This window comes from Streptomyces sp. NPDC085932 (assembly GCF_044540525.1).
Lineage (GTDB): Bacteria > Actinomycetota > Actinomycetes > Streptomycetales > Streptomycetaceae > Streptomyces > Streptomyces levis.
In genome coordinates this window covers 239367-252056 of sequence record NZ_JBITSJ010000009.1, presented here as the reverse complement: position 1 = coordinate 252056, position 12690 = coordinate 239367, and the positions used below count along the sequence as shown (strand labels likewise).

Here is a 12690-nt window from a genome sequence, read left to right as displayed (position 1 = left end):
GAAGGCCGCACACGGACGGCGACGGACAGCCCGGGGGCGTCAGCCCTTCACCGCGCCCGTCAGCATCCCCTTCTTGAAGTGCCGCTGGACGAAGGGCGACAGCACGGCGACCGGCAGCAAGGCCATCACCATGACCGCCATCTGCACCGCCAGCCCCGACAACTGACCCGTCTTGATGGCCTGGCCGAGACCGACCGGCGCCTCCTGCTTCTGCACGAGCTGGATCATCACGTTCTGCAACGGCATCATGTCCTGGTCGTTCAGGTAGAGCGACGCGTTGAACCACGCACTCCAGTAGCCCACGGCGTAGAACAGCGTGATCACCGCGAGGACGGCCCGGGACAGCGGCATGACGATCTGCCGGAGGATGCGGAAGTCCCCGGCACCGTCGATGCGCGCGCTGTCGACGAGCTCCTGCGAGATGCCCATGAAGAAGCCGCGCAGCACGAGGATGTTGAAGACGCTCACCGCGCTCGGCAGGATCAGCGCGAGATAGCTGTCCGTCAGCCCGAGGGACTGCACGAGCAGGTACGTGGGGATGAGGCCGGCGCTGAAGAACATGGTCGCCAGCAGCGTCATCAGGATCCAGCGGTGGCCGAGGGACCCGCTGCGGGACAGGCCGTAGGCGCACAGCACGGACACCGCCATCGAGAACAGCGTGCCGACCAGGGTGACGAGGACGCTGATGACCGCGGCGCGGGTGACCTGGCCGCCGCTGAGCAGCTCCCGGTACGCGATGAAGGTGATGCCCTCGGGCACCAGCACCAGGCCGCCCGCCTCGTCGATGGTCTTCCGTGAGGAGAGGCTGGTGACGATGACGATCCACAGCGGGAAGAGGATCGCCAGGCAGGCGAACGACAGGGCGATGCCCTTGCCCGCGAGACCGGCCTTCGAGGGCTCCTCCTCCCACGCGGGGCGGGGCGGGGCGGCCCACGGGCGCGGCTTGTCCACCGGTTTGCCGACGACGGCGCTCACTTCTTGTACACCCCCTGCTCGCCCATGAGATGGGCCACCTTGTTCGCGGCGAGGACCAGGCCGATGCTGACCACGCCCTTGATCAGACCCGCGGCGGCCGCGTAGCCGAAGTCCTGGTTGCGCACGCCGTTCCACCACACGAAGGTGTCGAGGACCTCCCCCGCTCCCGGTCCGACGGCGTCGCGTTGCAGCAGGATCTGCTCGAACCCGACGGTCAGCGCGTCACCGACGCGCAGCACCAGCAGGAGCGCGATCACCGGGCGCAGCGCGGGCAGCGTGACGTGCCACATGCGGCGCCAGCGTCCGGCGCCGTCCATCGCGGCCGCCTCGTAGTGGTCCTGGGACACCGAGGCCAGGGCGGCGAGGAAGACGATGATCCCCCACCCGGCGTCCTTCCACACGCTCTGCGCGGTGAGCAGGAAGGCGAAGGTGTCCGGGTTGGTCATGATGTCGATGCCGTCGTACCCGTTCTGCCGCAGCAGCTGCGAGAGCATGCCCGCGCCGCCGAACATCTGCTGGAAGACGGCGATGACCAGCACCCACGAGAAGAAGTGCGGCAGGTAGAGCACCGCCTGCGCGACGGCCCGCACGCGGGGCCGGACCACGCTGTTGATGAGCAGCGCGAGCAGGATCGGGATCGGGAAGAACAGCACGAGCTGGACGAAGAACAGCACCAGCGTGTTCTCGACGGCGTTCCAGAAGGCCGAGTCCTCGACGATCCGCCGGAAGTTCTCCAGACCCACGAAGGGGCTGTTCAGGATGGAGACGACGCCGTTGTCGCTGATGTAGGGGTCGTATTCCTGGAAGGCGACGACGTTGCCGAGGATGGGCAGGTAGTTGAAGACCAGCACCAGCAGGACGGCCGGCAGGGTCATGAGGATCAGGGCGCGATCGCGTCGGAACCGGTGCCGGAGGCCGAGCCCGCCCTCGGGTGGCTTCTCCGGGGAACCGGTGGCGTCGGCGGACGCCGCCGGGGTCTTCTCGGGCGTTGCGGCCTCGGTACCGCTCCGAGGCACCGTGCTGTGCGACACGGCTGTTCTCCTTGCCTCAGGGCCGGGTCAGCTCGCCGCCGAGCCGTTCTCGTCGAGGAGCTTCCGGTACCAGTCGCGCAGCTCGTCGCCGCCCTTGCTCTTCCAGTCGGAGACGAACTGCTGCATGTCGCCGATCTTCTTCCGGCCGCGGACGATGTCGTCCTCCAACTGCTCGACGTCGTTGGTGAGGTTGGTGTACCGGGCGGGCTCGGTGATCTGCATGCCCCAGAAGGCGGACTTCCTGGCGAACGCGCCCATCCGCTGCTGCCACTCGACCTGGCCCTTGGCGACCTCGGGGAAGTCGGGGTGTGCGAGGGTCGCGGCGGGAGAGGCGACCATGACGTAGGCGTTCATCACCTCGATGTTGCCCTTGTCGGTCTTGACGGGGACGCCGTCCTTGACGGTGTAGTGGGTGCCTTCGACGCCGTAGTTGGTCATCATGTACTCCTTGGTGCCGTACGGCGCCGCGGTGACGTTGGCGACGGCCAGCACGTCGCGCACGACCGACTCGGAGGCCTTCTTGTTGACGAAGGCGAAGATGCCGGCGGGCTGATCGGCCCACAGGACGGGCTCGCCTCCGTCGTGGCCCCAGACGTCCATGCCCCAGATCTTGAACTCGGGGTTCTGCGCGGCCTGTTCGGCGGTGCGGCCCCACCACTGGGAGATGTTGTTGGGGTAGATCAGGAACTCGCCCGCCGCGAACTTCGGGCCGGCGTCGGGGGCGTTCTTGCCCATCTTCGAGTCGGGGTGGACGACCCCGGCGGCGAAGAGCTTGCGGGACCACTCCAGGGCTTCGAGGAACTCCTCGGTCTCGATGCGGTTGACGAGCTTGCCGTCGACGAGGTTCCAGCCGAGTGGCTTCTCGCTGCCGGAGAGCACACCGAAGGCCTGGAAGGCGGTCCACTTCATGTCCAGGCAGGCCCACCGCCTGGCCCGGGCGTTGGTGATCTCCTTGGCCAGCGCCATGAACTCGTCGCAGGACTTCGGGACTTCGTAGCCCTCCTTCTCGAAGACGTCCTGCCGGTACAGGGGCACCATGGAGGGGGCGGACGGCGCCGGCATGGGCAGGCCGCGCAGCTTGCCGCCGAAGATGGAACGCCGCCAGGCGTCGGTCGGGATCGCGGCGAGGTTCGGGTACCGCTTGACCTCGTCCCCGGACAGGTAGGGGCCGAGGTCGGCGAACTTGCTGATGATGGCGCTGGGTATCTTGCCGCCCATGTTCCACCCCGGGACGACCACCACGTCCGGGACGTCGCTGGAGGCGAGGACCGCGCCGAGCTTCTGGTCGTAGGTGTTGCCGTCCTGGTTCTGCCAGACGACGTCGACGCCGATCAGGTCGTTCATCGCCGTGTAGTAGGCGTTGCCCTGCTTCGGCGGCGAGCCCCAGAACGGCGCCATGACGGTGACCTTGCCGCCCTTGCCGAGCTGCTTCGGGACCGAGGTCTTGAGGGTGGCGAGGTCCAGCTTGCCGGTGAATCCGATGGCCGAGCCGTTCCTCGACGGGATGTCCGGCTTCACCACGTTGCTCGCCACGAAGGCGGGCAGGATCTTCTCGGCGTCCTTGCCCGAGGTGGTGCCGTCCCGCGTTCCGCTGTCCGATCCGCCGCACGCGGCGAGCAGGGGCACCCCGCCCGCGACCGCTGCGGTGGCGACCGCCGTGGAGGCGAGGAAACTTCTCCGGCTCGGTCCCGAGGAGGCGGAGGCGGCGTTCGGCGTCATTGCGTCAACCCTTCATGGCACACCAGGACACCCGGCGGGGGCCGTCGGCTGCGGTGTCTCGAGTGGAACTGGCTGAGCTGAAGCGGGACTTCGACCGCTGCACCCGGTCACCCAGTCGAAGCGCTTCGATGTTGCTGCGAGGTTAAGTGAACGCCCCAGGGTGCACAAGGGTCGTTCCCAAAGTTCCTCCCGTCCCCGGTAAGCCCTTTCCCCGTGCACCGCTTGAAGTGATGATGCCGATCCCTTGACACCCGACCTGTCGTCGAATGAGCATCGAAGCGCTTCGAAAGCGCCTCGCCGATTCAGTGCAAGGGATCCCCACGTGACCGCACACACGCCACCCACCGCGCCCTTCCGCGACCCGCGGCTGCCCTTCGCGGAACGCGTCGACGACCTGCTGGGACGGCTCACCCTCGACGAGAAGATCTCCTTCCTGCACCAGTTCGCGCCCGCCGTCGAACGGCTCGGGATCGCCGCGTTCCGCACCGGCCAGGAGGCCCTGCACGGCGTCGCCTGGATGGGCCCGGCGACGGTGTTCCCGCAGGCCGTCGGGCTCGGCGCGACCTGGAACGCCGACCTCGTACGACGGGTCGGCGACGCCGTGTCCCGGGAGGCCCGTGCCATGCGCGCCAAGGACGACCGGGTCGGCCTCAACGTGTGGGCCCCTACGGTGAACCTGCTGCGCCACCCCCTGTGGGGCCGCAACGAGGAGGGCTACTCGGAGGACCCGAAGCTGACCTCGGCGATCGCCACCGCCTACACGCACGGCCTGCGCGGCGACCACCCGGTGTACTGGCGCACCGCGCCCGTGCTGAAGCACTGGCTCGCCCACAACAACGAGACGGACCGCTCCACCACGTCGAGTTCGGTGCGCCCGCGCGTGCTCCACGAGTACGACCTGCGGGCCTTCCGCGACACGGTGCAGGCGGGCGCGGTGGCCGGGGTGATGCCGGCCTACAACCTGGTCAACGGCCGCCCCAACCACGTGTCCCCGTACCTGCGCGAGCACCTGCGCACCTGGACCGGCCAGGAGCTGCTGGTCTGCTCGGACGCGGGCGCGCCGAGCAACCTGGTCGACTCCGAGCACTACTTCGACACGCACGAGGAGGCGACCGCCGCCTCGCTCGTGGCGGGCGTCGACAGCTTCACCGACCACGGCACGGACTCCTCGCGGATCACCGCGCGGCTGCGCGGTGCCCTGGAGCGCGGCCTGCTGACGGAGGCGGACCTCGACACGACCGTCCGCCGCCAGCTCTCGGTCCGCTTCCGGCTCGGCGAGTTCGACCCGCGGGACGACCCGCACGAGGCGACGGCCGCGTTCGACACCCCCGGGCACCGCGCCCTCGCGCAGGAGGCCGCCGAGCAGGCGATCGTGCTGCTGAAGAACGACGGGCTGCTGCCGCTGGCCCCCGGCACCCGCGTCGCCGTGGTGGGGCTCCTGGCCGACGAGTGCAAGCTCGACTGGTACAGCGGCACCCTCATCCACCGTTCGACGCCGCTGGAGGGCCTGTACGAACGGTTCGGGGCGGATCGGGTGGAGTTCGCCGAGGGCGTGGACCGGGTCCGGCTGCGGACCGCGTCGGGCGCGTTCCTGCACGTACCGGTGGCCGGGGACGCCGCCGACGTGGTGCGCGGCGCCGAGGGTGCCCTCGACCCGGCCCTGCTCGCGGGCCGCACCGACCTGCCCGCGCTCACCACCGACGCGGCCGGCACGGAACTGGCGCTCGTCGACTGGGGCGAGGGCGTGCTGACCCTGCGGGCACCCGACGGACGCTACCTCTCGGTCGCCGGGGACGGGTACGTCCGCGCCGCCGCCGACCAGCCGGGCGGCTGGGTCGTGCAGGAGACGTTCGGCCTGGAACCGCACGGGAACGGGCACCTCCTCAGGCACCTGGGAACCGGTCGCCACGTCTGTGTCTCCGCCGACGGCGTGAAGGTTGCCGACGAGGATCCCGAGGTCTTCGAACTGGTCGTCGCCGAGCGGGGCGAGGAGGCGGTGGCACGGGCCGCCGCGGCGGCCGACGTGGTGGTGGTCGTGGCGGGCAACGACCCGCACCTCAACGGCCGCGAGACCGAGGACCGTACGACGCTCCGCCTCCCCGGCCACCAGGAGCGGCTGCTGCGGGCGGCCCGCGCGGCGAACCCGGCCACCGTGCTCGCCCTGGTCTCCGCCTACCCCTACGCCGTCGACCCGGCGGACCTGCCGGCCGTGCTGTGGACCGCGCACGGCGGCCAGGCGGCCGGCACCGCCCTGGCCCGGGTCCTGGCCGGTGACGTCTCCCCCGCCGGCCGGCTCCCGCAGACCTGGTACGCCTCCGACGCCGACCTGCCGGACCTGCTCGACTACGACGTGATCGGCAGCCGCCAGACGTACCTCTACTTCGAGGGCACCCCCCTGTTCCCCTTCGGACACGGGCTGTCCTACGCCTCGTTCTCCTACGCCGGTCTGACGGCCCGGACGCAGGACGGGTCGGTGCGTGTCTCCTTCTCCGTCACCAACACCGGCGCGGTCACCGCCGACGAGGTCGCCCAGCTCTACGGCCGGGCCGTCGACCCCGCCGTCCCCCGCCCGCGGCGCGAACTGCTGGACCACCGGCGGATCACGCTCGCCCCGGGTGCGACGGCCGAGCTGCGCTTCGACGTCCCGCTGTCCGCCTTCGCCCTCTGGGACGTGGCCCGGGGGCGGTGGCGGGTGGAGCCGGGCGCGCACGAGCTCCTGGTGGGGGCGTCCAGCGAGGACGTCCGGCTGCGGACGACCGTCACGCTGCCCGGCGAGCCGGCCCTGCCACGCGCGGTCGTCACCGACGGCCTGGCCGCGGCCTCCTTCGACGAGCAGCACGGCATCGAGATCGTCGACCGGACGAAGGTGTCGGGCGACGCGGTGACGCCGGCGGATCCGGCCGGAGGCGAACTCGTCTACCGCGCCTGCGACTTCGGGAGCGGCATCACCGGGGTGACGTTCGAGGTGTCCGGCTCGGGCACGGTCGAACTGTCCCTGGACGGCGGCCCGGTGCTCGCGGCGCTGTCGACCGCGGCACCCACGGCGGGCCCGTACGACTACGTCCCGCTCGTCGCCGTCGTCGCCGCCGCCGGCGTCCACGACGTGCGCCTGAGGCTGCGCGGCCCGCTGCGGCTCGCGCACGTCGGCTTCTCCGGTTGAGGGTCCGGAACAGGCCGGCGCACAGCAGAGGCCCGGCACCGGAAGGCATCGGTGCCGGGCCTCTGCACAGAGCTTATGTGAAAATGGTTCCCATAAGCCAGAGGGGGTCAGAGGGTGATGCCGGCGAGGACCATCACGCGCTCGTAGGTGTAGTCCTCCATGGCGAAGCGCACGCCCTCGCGGCCCACGCCCGACTGCTTCACGCCGCCGTACGGCATCTGGTCGGCGCGGTAGGACGGCACGTCCCCGATGACCACGCCGCCGACCTCCAGGGCCCGGTGGGCGCGGAAGGCGGTCTGCAGGTCGTGCGTGAACACGCCCGCCTGCAGGCCGTACTTGGAGTCGTTGACGGCGGCGAAGGCCTCGGCCTCGCCGTCCACCTTCTGCACGGTGAGGACCGGCCCGAAGACCTCCTCGCAGGAGATCGTCACGTCGGCGGGGACCTCGGCCAGGACGGTCGGCGCGTAGGAGGCACCGTCGCGCTTGCCGCCGGTGAGCAGCCGGGCACCGGCGTCCACGGCCTCCTGCACCCACTTCTCGACGCGCCGGGCGGCCTCCTCGCTGACCAGCGGGCCGACGTCCGTGCTGTCGTCGCTCGGGTCGCCGGTGACCTGGGCCTCGACGGCGGCGACGATGCGCGGCAGCAGCCGGTCGTACACCGAGGCGTCGGCGATCACGCGCTGGACGGAGATGCAGGACTGGCCGCCCTGGTAGTTGGAGAAGGTGGCGATGCGGTTCGCCGCCCGGTCCAGGTCCTCGTCGCTCGCCCAGTCGGCGAGGACGACGGCCGCGCCGTTGCCGCCCAGCTCCAGGGTGCAGTGCTTGCGCGGCACCGAGTCCATGATCGCGTAGCCGACCTTCTCGGAGCCGGTGAACGAGATCACGGGCAGGCGCTCGTCCTGCACCAGTGCGGGCATCTTGTCGTTGGCGACCGGCAGGATGCTCCAGGAGCCGGCGGGCAGCTCCGTCTCGGCCAGCAGGTCGCCGATGATCAGGCCGGACAACGGGGTCGCGGGGGCCGGCTTGAGGATGATCGGAGCGCCGGCGGCGATGGCCGGGGCGACCTTGTGGGCGCACAGGTTCAGCGGGAAGTTGAAGGGCGCGATGCCCAGCACGACACCCTTGGGGAAGCGGCGCGTGAGGGCGAGGCGGCCCTGGCCGCCGAGGTCGGTGTCGAGGCGCTGGGCCTCGCCGCCGTTGAACCGCCGGGCCTCCTCGGCCGCGAAGCGGAACACCGACACGGCCCGGCCGACCTCGCCGCGCGCCCACTTCATGGGCTTGCCGTTCTCGGCGGAGATCAGCCGCGCGATCTCCTCGGTGCGCTCGGCGAGGCGCTTGCTGACGTGGTCGAGGGCGGCGGCGCGCACGTGCGCCGGGGTGGCGGCGAACTCGTCGCGCACGGCGTGGGCGGCGGCGACGGCCTCCTCGACCTGCGCGTCGGTCGGCACGCTCACCTTGCCCACGAGCCGTCCGTCCCACGGGGAGGTGACGTCGAAGGTGTCCTCGCCGGTGGCCTGGCGGCCGGCGAGCCAGAAGGCGTGGGTGGAGGTCATGTTCGTTCCGGCCCTTCGGCGTTGGGGGTGATCCAGTCGTACGGGACCCACCGTAGGGGCGGAGTGGCCGAAGGGCGCTTGTCCGGCACGTAGCAGTGGCGCCCCGGGACACTACGGTTTGGCTAGTCGGTGCTGGTGGCCTTCAGCGCCAGCCAGAGCTCCATCCGCACGTCCGGGTCGTCCAGGGAGCGGCCCAGGATCTCCTCGACGCGGCGCATGCGGTAGCGCAGGGTGTGGCGGTGGACGCCGAGGTCGGCCGCGGCCGCGTCCCACTGGCCGTGCCGGGACAGCCAGGCGCGCAGGGAGGCGACCAGGTCGCCGCGGCCCGTGGCGTCGTGCTCGTACAGCGGGCGCAGCACGCCGTCCGCGAAGGCTCGTACGGCGTCGTCCGCGAGCAGCGGCAGTACGGATCCGGCCGCCATCTGCTCGTGCTCCACCAGGACGCGTCCGCGCCGCCTGGCCACGGACAGGGCCTGCTCGGCCTGCTTGTACGCGGCCGACGCGGCGATGGGCCCGGCCGGTGCGGACAGGCCCACGACGAGCTCGTCCTCCTCGCCGCCGGGCACCTTCTCGCGCACGCCGGTCCGGGCCGTCTCCAGGGCGGCCGCGTACTCCGCGCAGGCCGCCGCCGCGGCGCCGCCGTCCGCGGCCAGCACCACCAGCCGCTCCCCCTCCGGCACGACCAGCACGGCCTCGCCGGCCCGGGCCGCCGCGGACTCCATCACGTCGGCGAGCGCCGCGAGGGGGTCGCCGCCCGGGTCGGCCGCGGCGAGCGCGGCGGCGGAGGACCGGTCGGGGGCGGGGGCGGCGGCGCGGCCCTCGGCCCGGGCCAGCGCCGCCGATGCGGACACCGGCACCCGCTCGGCGACCAGCATCCGGAACGGCGCGTCCAGCAGCCCGCCGTACAGGTCCCCGGCGACCGCCCGCGCGTGGTCCGGCTCCCCGGCCAGCAGCATGCGCAGCACCGCGGCCCCGATCCGCTGCTCGGCCGCCTGGAGGGACCGGGAGCGTTCCGTGGTCAGGGTCAGCAGGGCGATGGCCGAGTGGACGGCGTACCGCTCGGCGGTGCCCAGGGTGGCGGCGGTGCCCACGGCGAGCGCCGCGCGGGGCCGCCGGCCGGTGCCCACGGTGTGCAGCTCGACCCGGTCCTCGTTCTCCGGCCCGCCGACCACCGACGAGGCCGGCGCGGGCCGGTCCCGCAGCCGCTGCACGTCGCCGGTGAGCCGTGCCGCCCGCCGCCCGGCCCACTCGGGAGCCGCGGCGACGACGGCGCCCGACGCGTCGTACAGCGCCGCCCAGCCGTCGACCTGCGCGGCCAGCGCGGCCAGCAGCCCCTCCGGACCGCCGGTCTGCGCCTGCCGGGTCAGCTCCCGCTGGGCGGCGAACCCGGCCGTGACGGCCTTGTACTGGTCGGCGGCGATCGCGGCGGAGACGGCCTTGCTGATGGCGAGGAACGGGGTCCGGCGCGGGACCTCCAGCAGCGGCAGGCCCTCCTCCTCGGCCGCGGTGACGAGCGCCTCGGGGATCTCCTCGTAGTTGACGCCGACGGCGAAGCCGAGCCCGACCACTCCGGCGCCGGCCAGCCGTCGCACGTAGCGCCGCATGGCCTCCGGGTCCTCGGCGTCCAGCTTGAGCGCCGTGATCAGCAGCAGCTCCCCGCCCTCCATGTAGGGCACCGGGTCGGCGAGCTCGCTGACGTGCGCCCAGCGGACTGGCACGTCGAGGCGGTCCTCGCCCGCCCGCACGGTCAGCTTCAGCGCGGAGTGGTGGACGAGCGAGGCGAGCGTCGGGGGCATGAGGCCTTCAGGTCTGCGTCAGGGCTGTGTGGGCGTTGTGGTCTTTTGGCCGCCGCGTATGAACGACCTGTGACGATTCTGCCTCACCGTACGGTCCCGGCGTACCGCGCCGGCCACACAGCCCGTGGGATCTCAGCCCCGCAGGTTCACCAGCAGGGGCGGTGCGTGCTCGCCCTGCACGGTGGTCAGCGACAGCACCGCGTGCCCGGCCGGCACGCCGTGGGCCAGCTCCGAGGCGGACCAGCGCTCGCGCTCGACCTGCCGGACGGTGACCGCCCGGGCGGTCGGCGCCTTGCCGGTGATCACCCGCCGGACCGCGTGCAGCGCCTTGCCGGCCGGGGTCTCGGCGATGATCTGCCGGTCGGTGACGTCGCGGGCCTCGGTCCACTCCTTGCCCCACACCTCGGCGAAGTCCTGCCCGTCCCAGGGCGTGAGCCCGGCCAGCGCCATCCGGCACCCGGTGGCGCCGAGCAGCGGCCCGCGCAGGGGCCGGGCCACGTCGTCGAGCGTGCGCAGGGTCAGCACCACACCGGCGTTGCCGGACCGCAGCCGCTGGATGCCGCGCACGGCCTCGGGCGTGATCACGCCGGTCGCGTCGTCGAGCACCAGGCAGGCGAACAGCGACCGGTCCTCGCGTACAGCGACACTGGCCGTGAACTGGGCGAGCACCAGCCGCGCGAGCATCCGGGAGGCGTCGGCGTGCCCGCGCTCGGGCAGGTCGATGCGGACCCGCACGGGGTGGTCGAGGGCTTTCAGCGTGAAGGGCCGGGACTGGCCGGAGGTGTCGAAGAACCCGGCGAAGGCGGGCCGGTCGAGCAGTGCGACCCGGTCGGCGAGCACCCCGCCGACGTCCCCGGGCTGCCCCATCTGCCGCTCCCGGGCGTCCAGCTCCCGCAGCAGCGACTCCTGCCCGGACTCCTGCAGCCCCTGCCGCAGCGCGGCGAACGGCCCCGGCGCCCCGTCCAGCAGCTGCCGCAGCTCCGGTACGGAGGGGAAACGCCCGTGCACGGCACGGAACGGTCCGAGCAGCTGGGCGAGGACGGTGGTGGAGCGCCGGGTGTCGCTGCCCGGGTGCGGATCGGCGAGGTCCCCGACCAGGCCCTCGGCGAGCACGGCCGCGGCCTCGTCCGGGTCGCCGGTGCCGCCGTACAGGTCGAGGTCGTACTCCGAGTCCTGATGGCCGATCCGCACGACGACGTCGTACGCGTCGGCCGGGCCGAGCCCCGCCCCGGCCCCCCCGACCACCACGACGGCGGCCCGCCCGGCCAGGGCATGCAGACACAACGACTCGGCGAGGGGCCGCACGACGGTCCCGGTCTTACCGGAACCGGCGGGGCCGACGGCGACGAGCGAGGTGCCCAGCAGGTCGGGTCCCAGGGCGAGCCCGGCGCCGCGGTAGGTGTACGGGTTGCGGACGTCGTCCACGGTGGTGCCGAGCCGTACCTGTCCGGTGAGCAGGTCGTGCCGGGCCAGCCGGGTGGGCAGGTCGCGCTCTCCGGAGGGGTGCAGACAGGCGGCGGCGCCGTCCTTCAGCACGGCACCGCTGAAGGTGGCGAGGCTGTGCCGTCCGGTGCGCACCCCCTGCCAGGCCCGCTGGATCCGGGCGTGGTCGACGTCCCGCATGAGCCCGGAGCGGGCGTCGGCGGCGAGCCGCTCGGCCGCGTCGACGGCTCCGGCGGCGCGCAGCTCGTTCCACTGGGCCGGGTCGTCCTGGGGGGCCGTCGGGTCGGCCTGCGCTTCGGGCCGGCGGAAGCGCGCGGCGACGAAACGGCGCCAGACCTCGCCCCAGCGGCCGAGCCGGGCCACACCGACCATGATCGCCAGGGCGACGAGGAGCTCGTACCCCCGGTAGACCAGGAACGTGCCGGTCTCGCCGAGATCGCTGTCGGCGCCGCGCCAGGCGTCGGGGACGATCAGGTCGAACGGCACCCACCACCAGTTGCCGAGGTATCCGTTCTGCAGCAGCGACCAGATCAGCCAGCCCACCAGGAACGCGATCACCGCTCCGCTCAGCAGCTGCCGGGTGGGCGTGACGTCGAGCTCCTCCGCGGGCCGCGGCCGGTGCCCGAACCGCCACACGCCCGGCGCGGCCTCGGGCCGGGGCGTGCGCAGCCAGGCGAGGAAGGCCGAGCCGTCCGGCAGCGGCGGGGTCGCCGGTGCCCGGGGCGGCCGGGGAGGCATCGAAGGCACCTCCGGCGGCCCCGCCGGACGCGGTACCGGGTTCGCATGCGTGCCCCGGGCCTCCTGCGTCCCGTCGCTGTCCATCGCCCTTGCCCCCTGACCAGCCGCTCCGTCCACCATCAGCGAGCCAATCTAACGCCCTCCCCTGGGGAGTTCACCGCTTACGCGGCCGCGTCGTGGGCACGGGTGGCCGAGAGTGCCATGTCCACCCCGGACAAGCCGCCGGGCCGACAACGCCCACATGGAGCATGCCCACCCCCCTCCCCCCGCCCTAG

The 12690-nt window shown here is 72.7% G+C and carries 7 protein-coding genes; 1 reads left to right on the top strand and 6 read right to left on the bottom strand.

Annotated elements, in window-relative coordinates; genetic code table 11:
* Positions 1–39 precede the first annotated feature (39 nt).
* Genes ACIGAQ_RS35955 through ACIGAQ_RS35945 form a run of 3 tightly spaced genes read right to left on the bottom strand, consistent with a single transcriptional unit; the run spans position 40 to position 3725 of the window.
* Complete coding sequence (locus tag ACIGAQ_RS35955) at positions 40–975, bottom strand: carbohydrate ABC transporter permease (protein ID WP_362281703.1); 936 nt, start codon at positions 973–975, stop codon at positions 40–42.
* Positions 972–2006: an ABC transporter permease subunit gene (locus tag ACIGAQ_RS35950; RefSeq protein WP_311688550.1), complete on the bottom strand. Its 1035-nt coding sequence runs from the start codon at positions 2004–2006 to the stop codon at positions 972–974. The genes ACIGAQ_RS35955 and ACIGAQ_RS35950 overlap by 4 nt, the downstream gene beginning before the upstream one ends.
* 27 nt (positions 2007–2033) lie before the next feature.
* Positions 2034–3725: an extracellular solute-binding protein gene (locus ACIGAQ_RS35945; RefSeq protein WP_399790488.1), complete on the bottom strand. Its 1692-nt coding sequence runs from the start codon at positions 3723–3725 to the stop codon at positions 2034–2036.
* A gap of 322 nt (positions 3726–4047) precedes the next feature.
* Between ACIGAQ_RS35945 and ACIGAQ_RS35940 the strand changes: the two genes are divergently transcribed.
* Entirely contained in the window at positions 4048–6885 is a 2838-nt protein-coding gene (locus ACIGAQ_RS35940; RefSeq protein ID WP_399790485.1) for a glycoside hydrolase family 3 C-terminal domain-containing protein, read from the top strand.
* Positions 6886–6992: 107 nt separating this feature from the next.
* Here ACIGAQ_RS35940 and ACIGAQ_RS35935 read toward each other — a convergent pair whose 3' ends face one another.
* The 3 genes from ACIGAQ_RS35935 to ACIGAQ_RS35925 all read right to left on the bottom strand — a co-directional run bounded on the left by ACIGAQ_RS35935 (position 6993) and on the right by ACIGAQ_RS35925 (position 12499).
* A complete protein-coding gene (locus tag ACIGAQ_RS35935; protein WP_399790482.1) occupies positions 6993–8438 on the bottom strand; it encodes an aldehyde dehydrogenase family protein in 1446 nt (481 codons plus the stop codon).
* A 122-nt stretch (positions 8439–8560) separates the two neighbouring features.
* Complete coding sequence (locus ACIGAQ_RS35930) at positions 8561–10234, bottom strand: PucR family transcriptional regulator (RefSeq protein ID WP_399790479.1); 1674 nt, start codon at positions 10232–10234, stop codon at positions 8561–8563.
* Positions 10235–10366: 132 nt separating this feature from the next.
* On the bottom strand, positions 10367–12499 hold the full coding sequence (locus ACIGAQ_RS35925; RefSeq protein ID WP_311688559.1) for an ATP-binding protein: 2133 nt from the start codon (positions 12497–12499) through the stop codon (positions 10367–10369).
* Between the last annotated feature and the right edge of the window lie 191 nt (positions 12500–12690).

What these genes read in the sequence shown, in the direction of transcription:
- ACIGAQ_RS35945 (WP_399790488.1), bottom strand. Translation starts at nt 3,725, where the DNA reads ATGACGCCGAACGCCGCCTCCGCCTCCTCGGGACCGAGCCGGAGAAGT.
- ACIGAQ_RS35930 (WP_399790479.1), bottom strand. Translation starts at nt 10,234, where the DNA reads ATGCCCCCGACGCTCGCCTCGCTCGTCCACCACTCCGCGCTGAAGCTG.
- ACIGAQ_RS35925 (WP_311688559.1), bottom strand. Translation starts at nt 12,499, where the DNA reads ATGGACAGCGACGGGACGCAGGAGGCCCGGGGCACGCATGCGAACCCG.
- ACIGAQ_RS35935 (WP_399790482.1), bottom strand. Translation starts at nt 8,438, where the DNA reads ATGACCTCCACCCACGCCTTCTGGCTCGCCGGCCGCCAGGCCACCGGC.